Raw genomic sequence first — 21,669 nt, 5'->3', positions numbered from 1 at the left:
TTTTCCTACATGATTTGTTCTAAAGGCTTAGTGTTTCTGTTGGGGTTTCCTTGGTTTCTTCGAGAACTATCCGCTTAGGGTCACCTTGAAAGGGCTAATGGCTTTCATCTACCGTAACCAACTGTCTCTTTTGTCATGGAAAAGCCATGTTCTTGGCAGCTTCACGTTTTATTTTCTTTTTAGCCTTTGTAGTAGGCGCCTTGGTAATGGGCGGCACTTTTTATCTCGAGTACGGGCCCGGGCTCAAGCCTTGTTCGCTATGTCAGGTTCAGCGTTTTTTCTTGCTGGATTTCTGCCTCGTCAACCTGGTGGCTTTTGCCCATGGCCCCAAAGGTTTTGGCATGTTGTGTTACTCCCTTGCCTCCATGTTGTTCGCGCTGGGTGGCGCGGCGAGTGCCTTGAGGCAGGTATGGCTGCAAGAGCTGGCGCCAGATCAACTGATGCTCTGTCAGCCAGAGCTGGCGTGCATCTGGCGCGACATGTCGCCGAGTGAAATCATTTCGATGATTTATCGTGGCAGTGAGGACTGCACACATATTCACTGGACCATCTTTGACTTGAGCATTCCCGAGTTGAGCTTGCTGGCCTTTATCGGGCTGCTTGTTCTTGCCATCTTTCAGATCAGTCGCTCGATTGCCAGGGACAAATTACCCCGTGACTGCGACGTGAAGTAGCACTTGGGATTAAACACTTGTATGAATTTTCTCTCGTGGGTACCTTGAAGCAGTTGGCAAGCGGGCATAATCTGGCCCGCACGTATCACGGAGTTATGCCGCCCAATGCCCGTGCAATCGTGCAGGTTTTGGTTCACACAGGCCTGGCTGATGTCGGGTGGCATGGGCCCACAAGGGAAGAGAGATCATCATGCTCGAAAGATGCGAGAGTGCTCAGGAACGATTCAACGGCGTCCACCAACTGGTAGACCGCTGGTTGCTTGAGCGCCGTAAACTTGTGAAGGCTTATGCGGTTCTGCTGGAGCAGCAAAACAATCCCAAACGCGGGCCTCAAAAAGAGTTTTGCCAGCTGCTGGTCGACTATGTGTCCGCAGGCCATTTCGAGATTTACGAGCAGCTCAATCAGGAGGCCAAGGCCTTCAATGACGAGCGCGGGCTTGCCCTGGCAGAGACCATCTATCCGCGTATCAACGTGATTACGGAGGCCGCCCTGGCTTTCAACGATCATTGTGATGGTAAGGCCCATCGCCCTGACTGTGACAAGCTGGCAGAAGAGATCAAGGTTTTGGGCGCTCTGCTTGATGAGCGTTTTGAGCTTGAAGACTGCTTGATCGAAGTGCTGCACAGCGCGCACAAGCAGAAAGAAGCCGCTCAGGCTTAAGCAACAATCCATTTAAAAAACGGTGCGCAATGGCGCGCCGTTTTTTATTTTCGGGACGGTTACTTTCGGGTAGCGAACAGTTCGATTTCAAACACCAGTGGTGTATTGGGGGCAATCAGATCCCCGGCCCCCTGGGTGCCGTAAGCTTGGCTTGAAGGTATCGCCAGCCGCCATTTCGCACCCACCGGCATCTGTACCAATGCACTGCGCCAGCCGGCGATTACGCTGCCCAGGCGAAACCATTGTGGTTGGGTGCTGTGGTCGAACACGGTGCCATCGGGCAGTAGGCCCACATAGCTCACATACACCGAATCCTGTGGGCCGGGCTTGGCGCCTTTGCCGGGTTTTAGTTCGGTCAGGATGATGCCGTCGGCCAGCTCGCGAGCCTGGGGTTGCTGTTTTTCGACCAGCAAAAAAACTTCTTCAGCGCTCAGGGCGGCGTTGATGCCTGACGAGGCCTGCCCGGGATCTGTTTGAGCCTGATGCTGCGCCAGAATCTGGCCGATGCGCTCATCCGTCAGGGCCAGCGGTTTGCCTTGGTAGGCGGTGTGCAGGCCCTCGATCAGTGCCTGGATTTGAAGCTCGGGGACTTCCTGGCGCAAGCGTTCGCCCAGGCTGGCGCCCATGCTGTAGGCCAGATCGCGGGCGTCGTCGGGGGAGGGAGAGGGGGCTGCGTCAGCCACAGGCGCAAGGCACAACAACATCCAAAACATGTAACGCGGCATGGGGGTTCTCCGGCGTGATGTGCGAGCGATTATGCCAGCGCCCGAGCGGCGCCGATGTTTTAATTCGAAGGGGCTAAAAGACGTTTGGGCACTCTTTGAATTTAGCTGGCTTGGCCGTTAAAGATTGATCCAGCACAAGTTTTTCGACGTCATGCAACGTGCAGCTATCCTTAGTGTCAACATGCCCTAGCGGCGGTAGTTGCAGAGGTCTAGTATGAGCCGCACTCACTTCAGCCAGGAGGTAAACCATGTCGGCCAATAAGAAGCCCGTAAATACGCCGTTGCACTTGCTCCAACAGCTCTCAGGCAGTCTGCTTGAGCATTTGGAAAACGCTTGCTCCCAAGCGTTGGCTGATGCTGAGAAACTGCTCGCCAAGCTTGAAAAGCAGCGCGGTAAAGCGCAGGAAAAACTGCACAAGTCACGTGCAAAACTGCAAGACGCCGCCAACGCCGGAAAATCCAAGGCTCAGGCCAAGGCCAAGTCTGGGGTCAAAGAGCTCGAGCAACTGCTCGACTCACTCAAAGACCGTCAAAGCGAAACGCGCACTTATATTCTGCAACTCAAACGTGATGCTCAAGAAAGCCTGAAGTTGGCCCAAGGTATCGGTCGAGTCAAAGAGGCTGTTGGCAAGGCTTTGTCGAGTCGCGATGCCAAGCCTGCAGCGGCAGCGAAAAAACCGGCTGCCAAAGGGGTTGCCAAGGCTCCGGCCAAAGCACCGGCCAAAGCAGCTGCCAAGCCTGCCGGCAAAGTAGCGGCGGCTAAGCCTGCGACCAAGCCAGTTGCTGCAAAAACCGTAGCGGCCAAGCCGGCAGTGTCCAAAACGGCTGCGGCAAAACCGACCGCCAAACCCGCAGCGGCCAAACCAGTACCAGCAAAAGCCCCGGTAAAAGCGGCGGCCAAACCTGCAGCTAAACCTGCAGCGGCCAAACCTGCCGCTAAAACCGCAGCGGCCAAGCCCGCAACGGCCAAGCCTGCGGCAAAACCCGCAACGGCCAAATCTGCAGCGGCCAAGCCTGCGGCAAAACCCGCAGCGGCTAAACCTGCAGCAGCCAAGCCTGCCGCAAGAAGGCCAGCAGCTGCCAAACCGGCCGCGGCTCCGGCCAAGCCCGCCGTGACGTCCGCCGCCGCGGCACCCGCTACAACCCCGGCGTCAACTCCGGTAACCGCTACAAACTCGGCTACGACCCCAGCCAGCGCTTCTTAAGCGCGATTGATTGCGACGCGCAGCGTATGCAGCGCGTCGCAATCAGGGTGATCGGCATCGACCGTCATCTTCTGCAGCCAGGCGCAGGTATCCTGCGATGGCGTTTCCGACCAGCCCTGAGTCACGGATTCCAGGCGCCGCAACAACATCCGTTCGGCCTCCAGCTCCAATGCCTTGACCTGCACGCGCAGCGTCGCCAGTGCATCGTCGTGCGCGGCTGCTTCGCGCCAGCGTGTTCGCAGTTGTCGCAACGGCTGAACCACTTCGTGCTGCCAGGGTCCGGCACAGGCATTCAGTTGCCCAAGGCGCGCCTTGTCGAAGGCCACGCCGCGCTCCTCAAGCCAAGCTGCACACAGCAGCACACACACATCCACACCCTGGTCCTGCAATTGCAGGCAGGCCTGCTCCACCCCAGGTCGGGCATAGAGGTTCAAACAGTAATTCCACAGGTCAGTCTGCATAGTGCAATTCGCGCCAGTTGAGAGGGAAGCTGGTAGACTCCGCCGCCATTATGATCCGACTTCAGAACCTGACTTTACAGCGTGGCCCGCAACGTCTGCTAGAAGACGCCGAGCTGACCCTGCACGCCGGCCACAAAGCCGGTCTGGTCGGCGCCAATGGCGCCGGTAAATCCACTTTGTTCGCCTTGCTGCTGGGTGAGTTGACGCCTGATTCCGGGGATTGTCTGCTCCCGGCCGACTGGCGGATCGCCCATATGCGCCAGGAAATCGACACCCTCGACCGCATTGCGATCGACTATGTGCTCGATGGCGACCAGCGATTGCGCCAGGTGCAGGCCGATCTGGCCAGGGCCGAAGCTGACGAGGACGGTGCTGCGCAAGCGCGCCTGCACTCCGAGCTGGACAGCGCCGACGGCTACACCGCCGATGCACGGGCGCGCAAAATGCTCGCCGGACTGGGCTTTACCAACGAACAGATGGATCGCCCGGTTGCCGATTTTTCCGGTGGCTGGCGGATGCGCCTGAACCTGGCTCAGGCCCTGATGTGCCCGTCGGATCTTTTGTTGCTCGATGAACCGACCAACCACCTGGATCTCGACGCCATTCTCTGGCTTGAAGACTTCCTCAAGAATTACCCTGGCACCTTGCTGCTGATCTCTCACGATCGGGACTTCCTGGATGCCGTGGTCGACAACATTGCCCACGTCGATCAGCGCAAAATCACCCTGTATCGCGGTGGTTACAGCGCATTTGAGCGTGCCCGTGCCGAACGTCTGGCCCAGCAGCAACAGGCCTACGAAAAGCAACAGGCGCAACGTGCGCACATGGAAAGCTATATCGCCCGCTTCAAGGCCCAGGCCACCAAGGCCCGTCAGGCGCAGAGCCGGATCAAGGCCCTTGAGCGTATGGAAGAGCTGAGCGCGGCCCATGTGGATTCGCCGTTCGACTTCGTGTTCCGCGAAGCGGTCAAGCTCTCCAGCCCGTTGCTCGACTTGTCCGATGCGCGCCTGGGTTATGGCGACAAAACCATCCTCGAGAAGGTCAAGCTGCAACTGGTTCCGGGCGCCCGTATTGGCTTGCTCGGGCCAAACGGCGCGGGTAAGTCGACCCTGATCAAAAACCTCGCAGGCGAGCTGGAACCACTGTCGGGTCGGTTGGCCCGTGGCGAGAATCTGGTGGTTGGCTATTTTGCCCAACATCAGCTCGACTCACTGGATTCCAAGGCCAGCCCGTTGCTGCATATGCAGCGTCTGGCGCCGACCGAGCGCGAACAGACCCTGCGCGACTTCCTCGGTGGTTTCGACTTCCGGGGTGCGCGGATCGACGAGCCGGTACTGAACTTCTCCGGTGGCGAAAAAGCCCGCCTGGCGCTGGCATTGATAGCCTGGGGCCGCCCGAATCTGTTGTTGCTCGACGAACCGACCAACCACCTCGATCTGGAAATGCGTCTGGCGCTGACCATGGCTCTGCAAGAGTTCAGCGGCGCGGTGCTGGTGGTGTCCCACGATCGCCATCTGCTCAAGAGCACTACGGATGAGTTCCTGCTGGTTGCCGATGGCAAGGTTCAGGAGTTTGACGGCGACCTCGAAGACTACGCGCGCTGGCTGGCCGACTACCGTTTGCGCAATGCGCCGGTCAGCACCACGCTGGTCAACCCTGACAAGACCGATAAAAAGGCTCAACGTCAGGCCGCTGCAGCGTTGCGTCAGCAGCTGGCACCGCATAAACGCGAAGCTGACAAGCTTGAGAGCGAGCTGGGCAAGGTCAACGAAAAGCTGGCGAAAATCGAAACCAGCCTGGGCGACAGTGCCGTTTACGAAGCTGCGCGCAAAGATGAATTGCGTGATCTGCTGGCGGAACAGGCCAAGCTCAAAGTGCTCGAAAGCCAGCTGGAAGAGCGGTGGATGGAAGCGCTGGAATTGCTTGAGTCCATGCAAGCAGAACTGGAAGCCCTGTCCTGATGGAAGCCCTGCACTTGCCAGTGCCCGCCGAACTGATCGCACCGCTGTGGATCGGTGTGCAGATTTTGCTGATTCTGTTGGCGGGTTACTTCTCCCAACGTGTCGTGGCGCGCTTCCTGACGCGGCTGGGCGAGCGTTATCCGTTCCCGCCACAGCTGATGATGCCGCTGCGCGGCGGCTTGCGCTGGTTCATCATGGGCAGCGCAGTGATCGTCGTGCTGGAGCGTCTGGGGGTTTCGGCCACCGTGTTGTGGACGGCGCTGTCGGGCTTTGTGGCGGTGGCGGCGATTGCCTTCTTCGCCATGTGGAGCGTGCTTTCCAATCTGCTGTGTGCAGTGTTGATCTTTACTGTGGGGCCGTTTCGCATTGGCGACGTGGTGGAGTTGCTCGACACGCTGGACAAGCCCGGCGTCAAAGGTCGTGTGGTGGCCATCAATCTGCTTTACACCACGCTGATCGAGCCCGCTGAATCGGGCAGTGGTAGCAGCATGGTGCAAGTCCCCAACAGTCTGTTCTTCCAGCGCTCGGTACGCCGCTGGCGAGAAAGCGACCTGTAACGCTCCCGCAGAGTCAAAACTACCCTCAGAAATTTGTGGTCAATTTTCAACCAACGCATTAGCTTAAGGGACTTGTTACAGATCTTGTCCGAGGTGTGCGATGTCGTTGGAAACGTGGTTGGCCTTTTTTGCTGCCTGTTGGGTGATCAGCCTGTCCCCCGGCGCTGGCGCGATTGCTTCGATGTCGTGCGGTCTGCAGTATGGTTTCTGGCGCGGTTACTGGAATGCCCTGGGCCTGCAACTGGGCCTGGCGTTGCAAATCGCCATTGTCGCAGCCGGTGTCGGCGCCATCCTTGCAGCCTCGTCTACCGCTTTCTATGCCATCAAATGGTTCGGCGTGGCTTACCTTGTTTACCTCGCCGTCAAACAGTGGCGTGCCCTGCCGGCTGATCTGAGCGATGACGCCGCCGTGCGTCCCATCGGCAAGCCGCTGGCTCTCGTATTTCGCGGCTTTCTGGTCAACGTCAGCAACCCCAAGGCGCTGGTGTTCATGCTCGCGGTGCTGCCGCAGTTCGTAAACCCGGCAGCGCCGCTGGTGTCCCAATACCTGACGTTGGGCGTGACCATGATCTGCGTCGATCTGATCGTCATGGCCGGTTACACAGGGTTGGCGTCCAAGGTCCTGCGTCTGCTGCGTACGCCGCAACAACAGCGCCGGATGAACCGCACCTTTGCCGGTCTGTTTGTTGGCGCGGCGGGTTTTCTGGCGACGTTGCATCGCGCTACAAACTGAAATCTGTGCAAAAAGCGCATAAGTCATATGCGCGCCCTGGCGTTGTTGCGAGGTATCGGTCTTTTTAGACTTTTACCCTCCGTTGCATCATTCCAAACCAGAGGTTCATATGACTTTTACAATGCCCAAACTACTGTCCTCATTGCTCGCCTGTCTGAGTCTGGCGGCAACTTCAGCCATCGCGGCTGAGCCTGCCGTCAATCCCAACCCCACTATCCGTGCCATGTCTGGCGCTGTTCCGATTGATCGTCTTGACCCGGCCTCTACGGCTTTACTGGTGATTGATTTTCAGCAGGAGTACTTCACCGGCCGGTTGCCGATCCCGGACGGCCAGAAGGCACTCAACAAGGCTCGCGAGCTTATTGCATTCGCGGACAAGGCCAGGATTCCGGTTTATCAGATTCAGCATATCGCCCCGGCGGGCTCAGCGGTTTTTGCGCTGGACGGCGAAGGTGTGAAATTCCACCCGCAGATGCTGCCTCGCGCGGGTGATACGGTGTTGCAAAAAACCACCGTGAGCGTTTTTGGCAGCACTGAACTGGACCGCCTGCTGAAGGAAAAAGGCATCAAGACGGTAATTATTGCCGGCCTTATGACCCATGCCTGCGTGGCCGGCGGCGCTCGGGACGCTGCGCCGCTGGGGTACCAGGTCGTGGTAGCATCTGATGCTTCCGCTACCCGCAGTATTACCCGGGCAGACGGCTCGAGCATTGATGCAAATAGCCTGCACCGCGCAGCCCTGGCTTCAGTCGAAGACACCTTTGGCGACGTCATGACTACGGCGCAGATCGTTAAATTGCCTCTAAAGTGAAGCTCAATCGATGAATCAGTTGCTGGCCATGCGGGCGTTTTGCTGCATCGTCGAGAATCGTGGATTTTCGGCAGCAGCCGAGCAATGGGAAACCACGTCTTCGACATTGTCCCGGCATTTACAGCATCTGGAGGCACAACTCGGTGTGCGGTTGATCAACCGCACAACCCGGCACTTGAGCCTGACTGAGGCAGGGGAGCGCTATCACGCGGCCTGCCTCGACATTTTGCAGCGGCTCGACCAAGCGGCGTTGGCTGTTGCCGACGATGGCAGCGAACCGTCAGGGACTCTGCGTATCAGCGTGCCTTTGGTGATCGGGACGCTGGAGTTGGGCAATTGGTTGCCCGGGTTCCAGCAACGCTACCCCAAGATCCGGGTAGACCTGTCCTGCGAGGACCGTTTTGTTGATCTGGTGGCTGAGCGCTTCGACCTTGCACTGCGCATCAGCGGCCCCCTGGAAGACTCCTCGCTGGTGGCCAAGAAACTGACCGTATCCGATCTGATTCTGGTGGCTGCACCCGGTTATGTCAGTCGCCAAGGCTTGCCACGCCAGGTCGACGAGCTGGCTACCCATCAGTTACTCGGTTTTACGGGGAGCAATGAGTGGCGGTTGAATTCGGCGCGGGCTGATACCGTGGTGGTGGCGCTCAACGGACGTTTCAAAACCGACACCATTACCTCCCTCCACAGCGCCGCGTTGGCCGGTCTGGGCATTGCCGCGTTCACACGGGCGACGGTGCAACAGAACTTGCAAAGCGGCCAGTTGGTACAGATTCTTCCCGACTACAACGCAGGCCAGCGTCATTACTTTGCCCTCTATCCGCACGCCCGCCTTCTGGCCCCCAAAGTGCGTGTTTTTGTCGAGTTCATGGCTCAGCATTACACGTCGGTCTGATCTCAGCTGTTGAGCGACAACTGGCTTGTGCTCAGGGCTCAGCGCAGAATCACCGCAGCTTCATCCTCGGGTAGTCTGTTGAGTGGTGCTGGCGCGCTCTTTGGCGGCTGAGGTGCAATGCCTGTCAGTTGCTCTTGTAGTTGCCGTACCACGTCCTCGCCAAGGGTTGCGGCTACGTCGCGTATAACCTGGGGCCGGTTAAGGGACACTCTGAGATCGTGGCGGTTTGTCAGTTTGATGTCCTCCCCTTTACCCATGGCAGTGAATGCTGAGGTGACCTCAAGGGTACGGGTGTTGATCAGGCTGAAGTCAGCAACCAGCGTCAACCCCAGTATCGCCGAATAACTCCTGGTATTGGCCAGTGCGTTGAGGTCCCGGGTGAAATCAATGTCAGACACCGTGCCAAACAGAACGTAGTCGGCGCCTTTGAAATGACCGGCCTTTATGCGCTTGATGACGTCATAAACATCCGTTTTGTCGCTGGCTTTGTAAGGCGTGGCCTGCACCAGTCGGAACAACCCGGATTTGAGAATCTTTCCTTTGATATCGCCACTGAAATTGCGCAACTCGTTTTGCTGGATGTAGCTGTTGCGGTTCTCGTACGTTTGGTAGCTCGCCGAGCCATTGGCGTTGTACGGGCCGGACTGAAAACGGTTACGTGCAGTGGTTGACTGGACGTATTGCTGTACGCGGGTCTCATAAGCCAGGTCGGTCACGGCTATTTTGGGGGCAGCTTGAACTTCCCAGATACAGAGCAGGCTGATAACGCATATCCAGATACGCATCGCTTAGCGCTCCGTTGTTTTGCGGATTTCTTTGTCGTCCATCCATTCCGCCAGGCCGCTTTCGAGATCGACCAGTTGCAGGTTGAATGTGTAGAAAACATCTTTGAAGTCCTTGCTGCGCTTCACAATCGAGGTAATGGAGCCTTCGAGGCGGTATTTGGCTGCGATCATGTTACCGGTCTTGCTGATCGTCGTTTTTTTGTACAGGCCGCTTTGGTTTTGCAACTGAAGTTGGTCGACCTGGCTTTGCATGTCGGTGTTGTCGCTCGCAAAACGAACGGTGCCGGTTTTCATCAGTTGGGTTTTTATCGACGTGGTTATCTGGCGGGTATCGATGTACTCGCTGGTTTTGTTTTTCACATCGTAGACCTGTACCACCGGCCTTCCCTGAAGAATGCCGGACTGAGCAAGGGAACGTGTCATGCTTTCGGCGATCATCTGCAGGTCAGTCGAGCCAAACTCATTGGTGATCAGTTCCACAGCCTTGGTGTCGCCATAAGTTATGTTTTTGCCGCCGATGACTGGCGAAGTGTTGGAACACCCGCTGATCAGAATCAGCATAAGGGCGAGTAATGAAGTGAGTGCAAGCATGGAATAGCTCTCCAGGTGTGACAAAGGCTACAGGCTCAGGGGGTTTTCACTTCCAGGCGGAAATCCCTGGCTTGAGGCACTGGTGCAATAGCAGGAATAAAAGTGTTTTGTTTGGCGTACAGGGTGATGGTTTTCCAGCCTTCTTCATTGGCAACGGGAAAACCGTCCTTGCCCAGCCAGGTAAATCGGTAATAAACCATTCGGTTGTGGCGGCTGGTGTTGGTCATCTGGGCGTTTACGGTCATGAAGCCATTTACACGCGCTACGCGGATCGCTCCGGCAGAGATATGTTTGAACTTGCCCATGACCGTAATCTTGCTTGCTGCACTGTTGGGTTGTGGAGGTGACGGTGTGGCGCAGCCGATCAGTAAAAACAGCGCCAGAGCGCCCGAGAGCAAATATCGCATCGTGGGTTCCTCAGGGTTTTTGTCGGCTTATGAAAGCCAGCGGGGGGGTGACGGGTGTAGTACTGCCAGCGGCGGCATGGTGGAAAACGCGATTACCGATCGTGCGTATCGTGATGACCTGATAGCCGCGTTCGGCCCTTATGCGTATCGGCGTACTGCCCGGGATGTCGGGCAGACTAATTTGATGCTCACCACGGTTGAGGCGTAAACGCACCACATATGTGTTGTCTGCCAGGGTGCGCCAGGTGCGCGTATCCGCGTCTTCCAGAACAGTCGAAGCAACTCCCAGAAGCAGGCCGGCCAGCGGGTTGTCGTCATTGAGTTGTTTTTGTGCGACGCCTCGAGTGACAGCCCGCGCGCTGCTACGCAGGAGGATCCACGGCAGTTCATCGCGCAGGGCGCGACGCGACATGGTCGTGGTGGTGTTAAGCAAGGTGAGGGGATGAAGCTGGCCGTTGACGACGACATGGGTGAGGGGCGTATTGGGGGTGTAAGGCCTGATCACCGGAAATGACAGCGGCGTAATGACGAGGTTGTTGCTGATGGTTAATGGCAGTGGGAGACGTATTGAGTCTCGCGCCGGTGCAAAGCCATTTTGCAGCACTATCAGAACTTCGCTTTCATCGCTGCTGGTCTCTGGTTTGTCCAGGTTCAGCAGGTTTTGCTCGATCAGAGGTGTGTTGGGTCGCAGTTCTGCGGCCTTTCGATAGCCTGGTGCGGCAAGGCTTCGTTCTCCCAAAGCCTCGTAAACAAAGCCCGCCAAATAATGACTAAAGGCGCTCTGATAACTATTTTTCAGCTCCAGTACGTCGGGTGCATCAAGACTTTCCAGCGGGTAGCCACGCAGATCCTTGAGCCGGGCCCGTACTCCCCTGCGTTCTGCTTCCTGCTCACGTTTCAAGTATTCCTTGTCCCGAAGTTCAGTGATCAGGGCTTCGCGTTCATGGGTTTTTTTGATTTCCGTGCGGGCACCTTCGAAATCGTTAAGGTTCAACAGATTCAGAGCCATTTGCGTACTCAACCAGACTTTCTCGTAGTCATGGCCTTCATAGCGGCGGACTTTGTCGTTGACCAGAAAACTGGAGAACTGTGCGAGGTACCTGGCGGTATCGAGCCTGACCGACTCCTCCCAGGCATATATCAATTTGTCAGCGTTGCGCCATGCCTTCTGGCTTGCAGCAAGGTCGCCCTTTGCGCGCAATAACTCGCCTTTTTCCAGGTAGTAGAGAAGGTCTTTGTTCTGGCTGCTGTTGTTTTGTTCGAGCAGGACCAGTGCGCCATCGACATTGCCAGCCGACAACTGCTGGTTGGTGGCTTGCAGTTCGCTGTCATAACTACGAAATACCGAGCATCCAGTCAGTAAGGTGAGCACGCTCAAAATGAGAGCGTTAAGGGCGCGAGCGGTCATGGGTATGAGTGTCCCCGGGCGTGTAAACCATAAATACTTGTCGATACCGCAGAGACCGGGCCCGAGTACGGGTGATCAGTTGTGGTGAAGGATCGGTATTTTTAGCAGCGTCGGCGGAGGGGAAGTAGCCTTAATCAGGGCGTGATGGCTGTGTTTAATCACTTTGGGAAATTGCCTACATTTGTGGCGATAGTTAACCCACAAGCACTTGCAATAAAGGGGCTATCAATCTGCAAGGCTCGCTATGTTTAGCCAGTTCAATCGCAGAATTGCAATTCGCTGATTTACGGCGCGATCGCATACGAGGGCCTTGAGTCGGCGGCCAGTAACGGTAAACAATATGTTACTTCTCATTTCCATCCGGATTGATCGATGACCTCCCGCTCGCGTTTTTTGGCATGGCTATTGTTGCCCGTGCTCGCGTTGTGCAGCCTTGTTGCCTCTGCCAACACCCCGGAAGGCGCCTCACAAGCGCTGCACCTGATTGACTACATTGGTGCTGACTATCCGCCTACAGTTGAAAACGGCAAGGTTATTGATGAGACCGAATACCGCGAGCAACTCGAGTTTCTGGCCGTGCTCAAAGGCCTGCTCGCGGACTTGCCGCAACGCCCTGAGCGTGAGGAGCTGCTGCAAGGCGTGAACGCCCTGCAAAGCGCCATCGAACAGCGTGTAGACGGCACCGCCGTTGCGCATGAAGCACGTCAGTTGGGTGCCAAACTGGCGGTGGCCTACGAGGTCAGCCAGGCCCCCGCCATTACCCCTGACCCTACCCGTGGCGCACCCTTGTATGCCCAGCATTGCTCGGTGTGCCACGGTGAAACCGGCGCCGGTGACGGCCCTGCCAGTGTCGGTATGACGCCGCCGCCTGCGAACCTGCGTGACGCGCAGCGCCTGGACCGGCTGAGCCTCTACGCGATCTACAACACCCTTGGCCTGGGGGTTGAAGGCACCGATATGCCTTCGTTTGCTGATCAGCTGGACGAGCGTCAGCGCTGGGACCTGGCCACCTACATCGCCGGGCTGAGTGCCGACCCGAGTGCCAGCAAGGCAGACAAAACCTACAACCTGGCGGACCTTGCCCGTCAAACCCCGAATGAAGTGCTGGCGGCTGAAGGCCCCGAGGCGACCGCAACGTTCCGTGCCCAGCGGGCGCAGCCGCCGCAAGTCAAACGCGGCCCGGCGCAGCTGCTCGACTACACCAGCGCCACCCTGGATAAAAGCCTTGCGGCTTACCGCGCCGGTGACCGTGAGCAAGCCTACGACCTGTCGGTGGCGGCTTATCTGGAAGGTTTTGAACTCGTTGAAAGCTCGCTGGATAACGTTGACGCCAATGTGCGCAAAAACACTGAAAAAGCCCTGATGGCCTATCGGCAATCGCTGCAGGACGGCTTGCCGATCGAGCAGGTCGAGCAGCGACTGGAAGCGGCCAAAGTCTTGCTCAAGGAATCTGCCGGGCTGCTGGGCAGCGATGGCCTGAGCTGGACTTTGAGCTATATCTCCGGCCTGCTGATTTTGCTGCGTGAAGGCCTGGAAGCAATTCTGGTGCTGGCCGCGATCCTGGCTTTCCTGCGCAATACCGGCCAGCAATCGGCGGTGCGCAGTGTCAACGTCGGCTGGGGTCTGGCCCTGGTGGCCGGGCTGGCGACCTGGGCGCTGGCGGCCTATGTGATTGACGTCAGCGGTGCCCAGCGTGAACTGCTGGAAGGTTGTACTGCGTTGTTCGCCAGCGTCATGGTGCTGTGGCTGGGGGTATGGATGCACGACCGTCGTCACGCCGCCGCGTGGCAGGATTACATCAAAAGCAGCCTGGTCAGCGGTGGCGGTCGTTTTGGCTTCGCGATACTGGCGTTCTTTTCGGTGTACCGCGAACTGTTCGAAGTGATCCTGTTCTACGAAACCCTGTGGCTGCAAGCCGGCCCGGCGGGCCACAACGCGGTACTGGCGGGCGGCGCCACGGCACTGGTCTTGCTGATGGGCCTGGCGTGGATCATCCTGCGTGGCTCGGCCAAATTGCCATTGGCGCTGTTTTTCAGCATCAACGCGGCTTTGCTCTGCGCCCTGTCGGTGGTATTCGCCGGGCATGGCGTGAAAGCGCTGCAAGAGGCGGGCATCTTTGGCACGCGGCCTGTCGCGTTCTTCGACTTCGACTGGCTGGGTATTCATGCAGATGCGTACTCGCTGAGTGCGCAGGCCGTAGCCATTTTGGCAATTATCGTGTTGTACGGCCGTAGCAAACTGGCGGAAAAGCGTCGGGTGCAGGCTTCTTAAATCCTTATACACCTCCCCTCAGTGGGAGCGGCAACACTCAGGAGCAATTCTCTATGCGTGTCTGGATCGACGCAGACGCCTGCCCCAAGGCGGCAAAGGATCAGGTCATCAAGTTCGCTCTCAAGCGTCAGTTTGAGGTGGTGCTGGTGGCAGGGCAGAGCCAGATCAAACCGACCTACGCCCTGGTCAAACTGATTGTGGTGCCCAGCGGCCCGGATGCGGCGGATGATTATCTGGTGGAGCACGCCGTGCCCGGCGAACTGGTGATTTGCAGCGATGTGCCGTTGGCCGACCGGCTGGTCAAAAAGGGCGTTGCCGCGCTGGACCCGCGCGGCAAGGAGTTTGACCCGCAAAACATGGGCGAGCGCCTGGCGGTGCGTAATCTGTTTACCGATCTGCGCGAGCAAGGCCAGGTCAGCGGCGGGCAGGGTGCCTATGGCGAACGCGACAAGCAGGCGTTCGCCAATGCCCTGGACCGTATCCTGACCCGGCTGGCACGGGGTTGATCAGTTTTTTTGCGTCAGCTCAAGCACGCGGTCAACCATCTTGTTGATCCCTGACGCTGCTTCGCTGATGGATTTGGCGAGCATATAGGCCGGGGTGCTGACCAGCTTGCGGGCCTTGTCCTCGACAATTTCCGACACTTCACACTCTTGGTGGGTGCCACCCATTTTGGTGACGGCTGCAGCGGTATCTGCGTCGGTGCCGATGGTGCAGATCACGCCTGGGCCATAAATCTTGGCGGCAATGGCAGGTGAGATGCACATCAGGCCAATCGGTTTGCCAGCTTCGGCAAAGGCTTCGGCCAGGCTCAGCACATCAGCCTGAACCGAGCACGCAGCACCATCGGTGGCAAAGCTGGAGAGGTTTTTGGCGGCACCAAACCCGCCCGGTATGATCAGGGCGTCAAAATCCTCGACCTTGGCCTCACGAACATCCTTGATCTCGCCCCGGGCAATCCGCGCTGACTCCACCAGTACGTTGCGTGACTCGGGCATTGGCTCGCCGGTCAGGTGGTTGATGACATGCAGTTGTGCAATGTCGGGGGCAAAGCACTGTACTTTGGCGCCGCGCTGGTCCAGGCGTAGCAGGGTGATCACGCTTTCGTGGATCTCGGCGCCGTCATAGACGCCGCAGCCGGAAAGAATCACGGCAACTTTTTTAGTGGTCATGTCGATCTCCTTGTTCATGGCATTAATGTCGCCTGATTTGGCGCTTGATGCCATAGGGTTTCGCAGCAAGTGCGCCTACGCTTGATGGAATACCGCTCGGGGTGTGCCATGAAGCTGATTCTGTATTCCGTACCGTTTTTCTTTGTGCTGATTGCTGTCGAGCTGCTGGCCGACCGCTGGCGCGCAATGCACACCTATCGCCTGGCTGACACTATCAGCAGCCTGAGCGCCGGTGTGCTGTCGACCACCACCGGTTTGCTGACCAAAGGCGTGGGGCTGATCACCTACGCGCTGGCATTGAAATATCTGGCGCTGCTGCAATTGCCCGAAGACAGCCTGTGGGTGTGGCTGTTTGCGTTTGTCTTGTACGATTTTTGCTACTACTGGCACCACCGCCTGGGGCATGAGCGCAACGTGCTCTGGGCCGCGCATTCGGTGCATCATCAGAGCGAAGACTACAACCTGTCCACCGCCCTGCGCCAAACCAGCACCGGGTTTGTGCTTGGTTGGGTCTTTTACCTGCCAATGGCGGTGCTGGGTGTGCCGCTGCCGGTATTTGTCACCGTGGCCACCGTCAACCTGCTCTATCAGTTCTGGGTCCATACCCGCCATGTGCCCAAGCTGGGCTGGTTCGAGTGGTTGTTTGTGACACCTTCCAATCATCGGGCTCACCATGCGCAGAATGCTCTGTATATGGATCGCAATTACGGTGGAGTGTTCATTGTCTGGGACCGTTTGTTCGGCACTTTTCAGGAAGAAGACGACGCCGAGCCGGTGATTTTCGGCGTGACCACGCCGCTGCAAAGCTGGAATCCGCTGTGGGCCAACTGGCAGTTCTATGGCCAGTTGCTGGCTGATGCGCAGCGCACCGAGCGCTGGCGGGACAAGCTGAGGATCTGGTTTATGCCCACGGGCTGGCGTCCGGCGGATGTAGCGGCGAAGTACCCGATAAACAAGCCGGACCTGAGCCGGTTTGTAAAATTCGAGGTGCCACTGGCACGGCGCCAACAGGTGTATATCGCGGCGCAATTTGCAGTTTATCTGGCGCTGGGCAGTTATTTGCTGAATCTGGGCGAGACGTTGTCGCCCCAGGCGCTGATGCTGGGCTGGGGGTATATGGCGTTGGGGCTGTTTGTGCTGGGGGCAGGTCTGGAGAACCGGCCCTGGGCGCTGAAACTTGAGTGGCTGCGCCTGGCGCTCAACCTGCCACTGGTCTGGCTGGCCCCTGTGGCCGGTCTGTGGCCGGCCAGCGCATTGGGCTGGGTCGGCCTGTCCAGTTACACCCTGTTGAGCGTGATGGGGCTCTACGTGTGCAGAAACCGTATCACTCGGCTGGCGGGTTGCTGACTTCGGCGTTGCTCTTGTTTTTCTCTTCAAGAGCGGTCTGTCTGGCCAGGCGTGCATTCTTGAAGCGGCGGCGGGCCCACAGGCACAGGCCGATCAGGAGCAGGGCACCGAGCACCCACAGCTCATATTTCTTGACGTTGCCCAGCAAGCCTTCGAGCACGGCGCCAAAGTGATAGGCGGCGGTAGCCAGGGCAATGGCCCAGATGGCCGCACCAATGCCGTTGAGCAGCAAATAGCGGCCCGGAGGGTAGCCTGACAGGCCGATTGCCACGGGCATGACGGTACGCAGGCCGTAGACGAAGCGGAAACTCAGGACCCAGATATCCGGGTGCCTGCGAATGTGCTCCAGCGCCTTGTCGCCCATAAGTTGCCAGCGCGGTTTGCGCGCCAACAGTTTGCGGCCGTGCTTGCGCCCCAGGAAGTACCACAGCTGATCTCCGGCATAACTGCCGAGGAATGCCACGATCATGACCAGTTTGAGGTCCATGTATCCGCGGAACGCCAAGAAGCCTGCGAGAACCAGAATGGTCTCACCTTCAAAGAACGTCCCTAGAAACAGGGCGAAGTAGCCGAATTCTTGAAGAAATTGTTGGAGCATTGTCTGGATGCTGGCGAAATGAACGCGCAGCCTACGCCTTAAGGGACGTTCGGGAAAGTATCGAAATGTGACTTTGCGTTAACAAGTCCTACAAATCATGTGTATTTGACCTACATCATTAGCGTTGTCATCTAGTGTTCATGGCGAAGCGTTATAACCATGCGCGCAGGTGATTATTGCTTCGAACCTGTGGGAGCTGGCTTGACTGCGATGGGGTTGACTCAGTCAATCTGAAACTCTGCGGTGTTTGAATCGCGAGCAAGTCCGCTCCCGCAGTGTCTGCGTCGGTTGATCAGGAAACAATTTCGACAAATCGGCCTCTAACCAGTCTCTGGCCCGCATAAAGCGCCCGGGAGCGGTTTAAACCCACAGGCGTTGATGGCATTCTGACAACTTGACTGCTGGTGTCGCTTAACTGTTACGAGAGTCAAACCCGCTCTTACAGGAACATTCAATGAATACCGAAGGACTTGCTGAAATCGTTGCCACTGAAGCTCAGCCGATTGTTGAGCCAGTCCCTGAAACCCCGCCTGAACAGCAAGCCCATGCGCCTGCTGCGGCCGAGTCGCACGCGGCGGTGCATCCGGCGATTGCCGTTCCTGGCCTTGATGACAGCAGCCTGTACATCCATCGTGAGTTGTCGCAATTACAGTTCAACATTCGCGTATTGGAACAAGCGCTGGATGAGTCCTATCCGCTGCTTGAACGCTTGAAGTTTCTGCTGATTTTCTCCAGCAACCTGGATGAGTTTTTCGAAATTCGTGTCGCAGGCCTGAAAAAACAAATCACCTTCGCCCGTGAGCAGGCCGGTGCCGATGGCTTGCAGCCGCATCAGGCGCTGGCCCGCATCAGCGAACTGGTCCACGGCCATGTGGATCGCCAGTACGCGATCCTCAACGACATTCTGTTGCCCGAGCTTGAAAAGCATCAGGTGCGCTTTATCCGTCGCCGGCACTGGAACACCAAGATCAAGGCGTGGGTACGCAAGTTCTTCCGCGACGAAATCGCGCCGATCATCACGCCGATTGGCCTGGACCCGACGCACCCGTTCCCGTTGCTGGTGAACAAGAGCCTGAACTTTATCGTCGAGCTGGAAGGCATCGATGCCTTTGGTCGTGATTCAGGCCTGGCGATCATCCCGGCACCGCGTCTGTTGCCACGCGTGATCAAACTGCCTGAAGACGTGGGTGGGGCAGGCGACAACTATGTGTTCCTGTCGTCGATGATTCACGCCCACGCCGATGACCTGTTTCAAGGCATGAAGGTGAAAGGTTGCTACCAGTTCCGCCTGACCCGTAACGCCGATCTGGCGGTTGATACCGAAGATGTTGAAGACCTGGCCCGTGCGCTGCGTGGCGAGTTGTTCTCGCGTCGATACGGCGATGCCGTACGCCTGGAAGTGGCCGACACATGCCCCAAGCATCTGTCCGACTACCTGCTCAAGCAGTTCAGCCTGCATGAGACCGAGTTGTATCAGGTCAATGGTCCGGTCAACCTGACACGCCTTTTCAGCATCACCAGCCTCGACAGCCACCCTGAGCTGCAATACACGCCGTTTACCCCGGCGATTCCCAAGCTGTTGCAGAACAGCGAGAACATTTTTAGCGTGGTCAGCAAACAGGACATCTTGCTGCTGCACCCGTTTGAGTCGTTTACTCCGGTCGTCGACTTGCTTCGCCAGGCTGCCAAGGATCCGCATGTGCTGGCCGTACGCCAGACCCTGTACCGCAGCGGCGCCAACTCGGAAATCGTTGATGCGCTGGTTGATGCGGCGCGTAACGGTAAAGAAGTGACCGCGGTGATCGAGTTGCGTGCGCGCTTTGACGAAGAGTCCAACCTGCAACTGGCCAGTCGCCTGCAAGCTGCCGGTGCGGTGGTGATCTATGGCGTAGTCGGTTTCAAGACCCACGCCAAGATGATGCTGATTCTGCGCCGTGAGGCGGGGGAGATCGTGCGTTACGCGCATCTGGGTACCGGCAACTACCACGCCGGCAACGCCAAGCTTTACACCGACTACAGCTTGCTGACCTCCGACGACGCGCTGTGTGAAGACGTCGGCAAGTTGTTCAGCCAGTTGATCGGCATGGGCAAGACGCTGCGCATGAAAAAACTGCTGCATGCGCCTTTCACTTTGAAAAAGGGCATGCTGGACATGATTGCCCGCGAGACCCAGTTCGCTGTTGAAGGCAAACCGGCGCATATCATCGCCAAGTTCAACTCGCTGACCGATCCGAAAATCATCCGTGCGCTGTACAAGGCCAGTCAGTCCGGCGTGCGTATTGATCTGGTGGTACGCGGGATGTGCTGCCTGCGTCCCGGGATTGCCGGCGTTTCGCACAATATTCATGTGCGTTCGATCATCGGTCGCTTCCTGGAGCACACACGGGTGTTCTACTTCCTCAATGGCGGCGAGGAGCAGATGTTCCTGTCGAGTGCCGACTGGATGGAGCGCAATCTCGATAAGCGTGTTGAGACGTGCTTCCCGGTCGAGGGTAAAAAGCTGATTCTGCGGGTCAAGAAGGAGCTTGAGTGCTATCTGACGGACAACACCCACAGCTGGAGCCTTCAGTCGGACGGGCGGTATATCCGCAATACGCCAACGGGCAACCAGAACTCGCGCAGTGCGCAAGCCACGCTGCTTGAGCGTCTGAGCCTGCCGGTACTGGCCGTGAGTACCGGGCCATCGGTATAACGCTGTAACGACTGTGGGAGCGAGCCTGCTCGCTCCCACAGTTGGTTTGAGTTGTGCCCGGTCAGGAAACCGTCAGCACAATTCCGACCCGGGTCAGCCATTGCGCTTCTTGTTCGAAGTCAGCCTGGGTCAGCGGGTTCTGTTCCAGCCAGCCGTCGGGGAAGATTACGTCCAGGTGATCGCCCTCGGCGCGCAGCTTCACCTGCGAGGCTTCCTGGTTGCCACGGATGTGGTAGAACAGGATCGCAAAGCGCAACAGCACGCACAGGCGAATCAGCTTGATGCCGTCTTCGCCAAATTCGGCGAACTTGTCTTTAGGAATGTTGCGACGATGGCCGCGCACCAGCAGCGCGAGCATTTGCTGGTCTTCGCGTGAGAAACCAGCCAGGTCGGAGTGCTCTATCAAGTAGGCGCCGTGCTTGTGGTAATGATAGTGGGCAATGTCCAGCCCGACTTCATGCACCTTGGCCGCCCAGCTCAGCAGTTCACGCCATACACCGTCCTTGAGGCCCCACGACTTGGCCACTTGATCGAAGGCGCGCAGCGCCTTGCGTTCAACCCGTGCCGCTTGCTCGCGATCGACATGGTAACGGTCCATCAGCGAGCTGAGGGTGCGCTCACGCACGTCTTCGTGGTGATGGCGGCCCAGAAGGTCGTACAGCACGCCTTCGCGCAGGGCGCCGTCACAGTGATCCATACGTTGCAGTTCAAGGGCGTCGAAGATTGCTTCAAGAATCGCCAGCCCGGCCGGGAAGATGGCGCGACGGTCGGGCTTGATGCCTTCGAAGTCGATCTTGTCCGCGTCGCCCAGCTTGAACAGCTTGCGCTTGAGCCAGGACAGGCCTTCGGCGTTTACTTCGCCGTTACCATGACCGCCCGCCTTGAGCGCCAGGCCAATGGCCCGAATGGTACCCGAAGAGCCGATGGCCTCATCCCAGGTCAGGCGGTGCAGGGCGTGCTCGATGCTCATGATTTCCAGGCGCGCAGCCGTGTAGGCCTGGGCGTAGCGTGCCGGGGTGATCTTGCCGTCGCGGAAATAGCGCTGGGTAAAGCTGACGCAGCCCATTTGCAGGCTTTCGCGTAGCAGGGGCTCAAAACGCTGGCCAATGATGAACTCGGTACTGCCGCCGCCGATGTCGGCCACCAGGCGTTTGCCCGGCGTGTCGGCGAGGGTGTGGGACACACCCAGGTAGATCAGGCGCGCTTCTTCACGACCGGAAATCACTTCAACGGTGTGACCCAGGATCTCTTCGGCACGCACGATAAACTCGTTGCGGTTGCGCGCCTCGCGCAATGCGTTGGTTCCCACAATACGCACGGCACCCAACGGCATACCGTTGATCAGTTGGGCGAAACGCTTGAGGCAATCGAGCCCGCGCTGCATGGATTCTTCGCTGAGCTTGCGTTCTTCGTCGATGCCGGCAGCTAACTGCACCTTGTCACCAAGACGCTCAAGTATGCGGATTTCGCCGTTCTGGGCCTTGGCCACCACCATGTGAAAGCTGTTAGAACCCAGATCAATGGCGGCGATCAGGGACGGATTCCTTGCTTGGGATTGGGGCATGGTTGAGGGGTCTCGGTCGATAACCCGGCCATCGTGCCACGATCAAAGGCTCGCGCCAACGCGTGATATCACCTGCCTTGATGTGGAGCACGAAAGCAATGAGGTTAGCTGTTATCCGAGGCCTCGTGTTTTCAGGCTCTACGATTCCCGT

The 21,669-nt window shown here is 57.9% G+C and carries 21 protein-coding genes; 12 read left to right on the top strand and 9 right to left on the bottom strand.

Annotated elements, in window-relative coordinates:
* Positions 1-146 precede the first annotated feature (146 nt).
* Together HBN79_RS02370 and rsd are read left to right on the top strand one after the other, a co-directional pair.
* Positions 147-674, top strand: coding sequence for a disulfide bond formation protein B (locus HBN79_RS02370; RefSeq protein ID WP_095017808.1), 528 nt, complete (start codon positions 147-149; stop codon positions 672-674).
* A gap of 190 nt (positions 675-864) precedes the next feature.
* A complete protein-coding gene (rsd, locus tag HBN79_RS02365; protein ID WP_095000677.1) occupies positions 865-1,335 on the top strand; it encodes a sigma D regulator in 471 nt (156 codons plus the stop codon).
* Positions 1,336-1,394: 59 nt separating this feature from the next.
* On the opposite strand, the gene HBN79_RS02360 is transcribed toward rsd, so the two are convergent.
* On the bottom strand, positions 1,395-2,060 hold the full coding sequence (locus HBN79_RS02360; RefSeq protein ID WP_095000678.1) for an FKBP-type peptidyl-prolyl cis-trans isomerase: 666 nt from the start codon (positions 2,058-2,060) through the stop codon (positions 1,395-1,397).
* Positions 2,061-2,308: 248 nt separating this feature from the next.
* On the opposite strand from HBN79_RS02360, the gene HBN79_RS02355 reads away from it, so the two are divergent.
* A complete protein-coding gene (locus HBN79_RS02355; RefSeq protein WP_095025170.1) occupies positions 2,309-3,265 on the top strand; it encodes an AlgP family protein in 957 nt (318 codons plus the stop codon).
* Here HBN79_RS02355 and HBN79_RS02350 read toward each other — a convergent pair.
* Positions 3,262-3,726 carry a TIGR02444 family protein gene (locus tag HBN79_RS02350; protein ID WP_169916187.1) on the bottom strand — a complete coding sequence of 155 codons (465 nt, stop codon included), beginning with the start codon at positions 3,724-3,726 and terminating at the stop codon, positions 3,262-3,264. The two genes, HBN79_RS02355 and HBN79_RS02350, sit on opposite strands and share 4 nt — an antisense overlap.
* Before the next feature lie 50 nt (positions 3,727-3,776).
* On the opposite strand from HBN79_RS02350, the gene HBN79_RS02345 reads away from it, so the two are divergent.
* From HBN79_RS02345 to HBN79_RS02325, 5 genes are all read left to right on the top strand, one after another.
* Positions 3,777-5,687: an ATP-binding cassette domain-containing protein gene (locus HBN79_RS02345; RefSeq protein WP_095000682.1), complete on the top strand. Its 1,911-nt coding sequence runs from the start codon at positions 3,777-3,779 to the stop codon at positions 5,685-5,687.
* Positions 5,687-6,244: a mechanosensitive ion channel family protein gene (locus tag HBN79_RS02340; RefSeq protein WP_095000683.1), complete on the top strand. Its 558-nt coding sequence runs from the start codon at positions 5,687-5,689 to the stop codon at positions 6,242-6,244. The genes HBN79_RS02345 and HBN79_RS02340 overlap by 1 nt, the downstream gene beginning before the upstream one ends.
* Before the next feature lie 100 nt (positions 6,245-6,344).
* Positions 6,345-6,977 (top strand): LysE family transporter, encoded by a 633-nt coding sequence (locus tag HBN79_RS02335; RefSeq protein ID WP_095000684.1) that lies wholly within the window; start codon positions 6,345-6,347, stop codon positions 6,975-6,977.
* 121 nt (positions 6,978-7,098) lie between these two features.
* A complete protein-coding gene (locus tag HBN79_RS02330) occupies positions 7,099-7,788 on the top strand; it encodes a cysteine hydrolase family protein (RefSeq protein ID WP_232527664.1) in 690 nt (229 codons plus the stop codon).
* 10 nt (positions 7,789-7,798) lie between these two features.
* A complete protein-coding gene (locus tag HBN79_RS02325) occupies positions 7,799-8,683 on the top strand; it encodes a LysR family transcriptional regulator (RefSeq protein WP_095000685.1) in 885 nt (294 codons plus the stop codon).
* Positions 8,684-8,721: 38 nt separating this feature from the next.
* Here HBN79_RS02325 and HBN79_RS02320 read toward each other — a convergent pair whose 3' ends face one another.
* Genes HBN79_RS02320 through HBN79_RS02305 form a run of 4 tightly spaced genes read right to left on the bottom strand, consistent with a single transcriptional unit; the run spans position 8,722 to position 11,874 of the window.
* Complete coding sequence (locus HBN79_RS02320) at positions 8,722-9,468, bottom strand: penicillin-binding protein activator LpoB (RefSeq protein ID WP_095024230.1); 747 nt, start codon at positions 9,466-9,468, stop codon at positions 8,722-8,724.
* A gap of 3 nt (positions 9,469-9,471) precedes the next feature.
* Complete coding sequence (gene lpoB, locus HBN79_RS02315) at positions 9,472-10,059, bottom strand: penicillin-binding protein activator LpoB (protein ID WP_169916186.1); 588 nt, start codon at positions 10,057-10,059, stop codon at positions 9,472-9,474.
* Positions 10,060-10,094: 35 nt separating this feature from the next.
* Entirely contained in the window at positions 10,095-10,466 is a 372-nt protein-coding gene (locus tag HBN79_RS02310; protein WP_095000688.1) for a YcfL family protein, read from the bottom strand.
* Between the two features lie 10 nt (positions 10,467-10,476).
* On the bottom strand, positions 10,477-11,874 hold the full coding sequence (locus tag HBN79_RS02305) for a hypothetical protein (RefSeq protein ID WP_095024229.1): 1,398 nt from the start codon (positions 11,872-11,874) through the stop codon (positions 10,477-10,479).
* A 372-nt stretch (positions 11,875-12,246) separates the two neighbouring features.
* Here HBN79_RS02305 and HBN79_RS02300 point away from each other — a divergent pair, with 372 nt between their 5' ends.
* Together HBN79_RS02300 and HBN79_RS02295 are read left to right on the top strand one after the other, a co-directional pair.
* Entirely contained in the window at positions 12,247-14,145 is a 1,899-nt protein-coding gene (locus tag HBN79_RS02300) for a cytochrome c/FTR1 family iron permease (protein ID WP_095000690.1), read from the top strand.
* 53 nt (positions 14,146-14,198) lie between these two features.
* On the top strand, positions 14,199-14,651 hold the full coding sequence (locus HBN79_RS02295) for a YaiI/YqxD family protein (protein WP_016783011.1): 453 nt from the start codon (positions 14,199-14,201) through the stop codon (positions 14,649-14,651).
* On the opposite strand, the gene elbB is transcribed toward HBN79_RS02295, so the two are convergent.
* Entirely contained in the window at positions 14,652-15,317 is a 666-nt protein-coding gene (elbB, locus tag HBN79_RS02290) for an isoprenoid biosynthesis glyoxalase ElbB (RefSeq protein ID WP_095017800.1), read from the bottom strand.
* 108 nt (positions 15,318-15,425) lie between these two features.
* Here elbB and HBN79_RS02285 point away from each other — a divergent pair, with 108 nt between their 5' ends.
* A complete protein-coding gene (locus HBN79_RS02285) occupies positions 15,426-16,664 on the top strand; it encodes a sterol desaturase family protein (protein WP_169916185.1) in 1,239 nt (412 codons plus the stop codon).
* On the opposite strand, the gene HBN79_RS02280 is transcribed toward HBN79_RS02285, so the two are convergent.
* On the bottom strand, positions 16,642-17,262 hold the full coding sequence (locus tag HBN79_RS02280; protein WP_086799407.1) for a DedA family protein: 621 nt from the start codon (positions 17,260-17,262) through the stop codon (positions 16,642-16,644). The genes HBN79_RS02285 and HBN79_RS02280 overlap by 23 nt on opposite strands.
* Positions 17,263-17,716: 454 nt before the next feature.
* On the opposite strand from HBN79_RS02280, the gene ppk1 reads away from it, so the two are divergent.
* Complete coding sequence (ppk1, locus tag HBN79_RS02275; protein WP_169916184.1) at positions 17,717-19,954, top strand: polyphosphate kinase 1; 2,238 nt, start codon at positions 17,717-17,719, stop codon at positions 19,952-19,954.
* A 61-nt stretch (positions 19,955-20,015) separates the two neighbouring features.
* On the opposite strand, the gene ppx is transcribed toward ppk1, so the two are convergent.
* Positions 20,016-21,518: an exopolyphosphatase gene (gene ppx / locus HBN79_RS02270; protein WP_095000694.1), complete on the bottom strand. Its 1,503-nt coding sequence runs from the start codon at positions 21,516-21,518 to the stop codon at positions 20,016-20,018.
* Between the last annotated feature and the right edge of the window lie 151 nt (positions 21,519-21,669).

Origin of the sequence: Pseudomonas sp. WS 5051, from assembly GCF_012985715.1 — a bacterium.
In the GTDB taxonomy this organism is placed as follows: Bacteria; Pseudomonadota; Gammaproteobacteria; order Pseudomonadales; family Pseudomonadaceae; genus Aquipseudomonas; species Aquipseudomonas bubulae.
Note: the sequence above shows the minus strand (reverse complement) of the source record. Positions and strands in the feature narration are given on the sequence as shown.

Excerpts from the sequence above, each read along its gene's own strand:
- HBN79_RS02320 (WP_095024230.1), bottom strand. The coding sequence starts at position 9,468 with ATGCGTATCTGGATATGCGTTATCAGCCTGCTCTGTATCTGGGAAGTT.
- ppx (WP_095000694.1), bottom strand. The coding sequence starts at position 21,518 with ATGCCCCAATCCCAAGCAAGGAATCCGTCCCTGATCGCCGCCATTGAT.
- HBN79_RS02295 (WP_016783011.1), top strand. The coding sequence starts at position 14,199 with ATGCGTGTCTGGATCGACGCAGACGCCTGCCCCAAGGCGGCAAAGGAT.
- HBN79_RS02370 (WP_095017808.1), top strand. The coding sequence starts at position 147 with ATGTTCTTGGCAGCTTCACGTTTTATTTTCTTTTTAGCCTTTGTAGTA.
- HBN79_RS02350 (WP_169916187.1), bottom strand. The coding sequence starts at position 3,726 with ATGCAGACTGACCTGTGGAATTACTGTTTGAACCTCTATGCCCGACCT.
- HBN79_RS02325 (WP_095000685.1), top strand. The coding sequence starts at position 7,799 with ATGAATCAGTTGCTGGCCATGCGGGCGTTTTGCTGCATCGTCGAGAAT.
- HBN79_RS02285 (WP_169916185.1), top strand. The coding sequence starts at position 15,426 with ATGAAGCTGATTCTGTATTCCGTACCGTTTTTCTTTGTGCTGATTGCT.
- elbB (WP_095017800.1), bottom strand. The coding sequence starts at position 15,317 with ATGACCACTAAAAAAGTTGCCGTGATTCTTTCCGGCTGCGGCGTCTAT.
- HBN79_RS02280 (WP_086799407.1), bottom strand. The coding sequence starts at position 17,262 with ATGCTCCAACAATTTCTTCAAGAATTCGGCTACTTCGCCCTGTTTCTA.
- HBN79_RS02330 (WP_232527664.1), top strand. The coding sequence starts at position 7,099 with ATGCCCAAACTACTGTCCTCATTGCTCGCCTGTCTGAGTCTGGCGGCA.
- HBN79_RS02310 (WP_095000688.1), bottom strand. The coding sequence starts at position 10,466 with ATGCGATATTTGCTCTCGGGCGCTCTGGCGCTGTTTTTACTGATCGGC.
- HBN79_RS02300 (WP_095000690.1), top strand. The coding sequence starts at position 12,247 with ATGACCTCCCGCTCGCGTTTTTTGGCATGGCTATTGTTGCCCGTGCTC.
- HBN79_RS02360 (WP_095000678.1), bottom strand. The coding sequence starts at position 2,060 with ATGCCGCGTTACATGTTTTGGATGTTGTTGTGCCTTGCGCCTGTGGCT.
- lpoB (WP_169916186.1), bottom strand. The coding sequence starts at position 10,059 with ATGCTTGCACTCACTTCATTACTCGCCCTTATGCTGATTCTGATCAGC.
- HBN79_RS02340 (WP_095000683.1), top strand. The coding sequence starts at position 5,687 with ATGGAAGCCCTGCACTTGCCAGTGCCCGCCGAACTGATCGCACCGCTG.
- HBN79_RS02345 (WP_095000682.1), top strand. The coding sequence starts at position 3,777 with ATGATCCGACTTCAGAACCTGACTTTACAGCGTGGCCCGCAACGTCTG.
- HBN79_RS02305 (WP_095024229.1), bottom strand. The coding sequence starts at position 11,874 with ATGACCGCTCGCGCCCTTAACGCTCTCATTTTGAGCGTGCTCACCTTA.
- HBN79_RS02355 (WP_095025170.1), top strand. The coding sequence starts at position 2,309 with ATGTCGGCCAATAAGAAGCCCGTAAATACGCCGTTGCACTTGCTCCAA.
- rsd (WP_095000677.1), top strand. The coding sequence starts at position 865 with ATGCTCGAAAGATGCGAGAGTGCTCAGGAACGATTCAACGGCGTCCAC.
- ppk1 (WP_169916184.1), top strand. The coding sequence starts at position 17,717 with ATGAATACCGAAGGACTTGCTGAAATCGTTGCCACTGAAGCTCAGCCG.
- HBN79_RS02335 (WP_095000684.1), top strand. The coding sequence starts at position 6,345 with ATGTCGTTGGAAACGTGGTTGGCCTTTTTTGCTGCCTGTTGGGTGATC.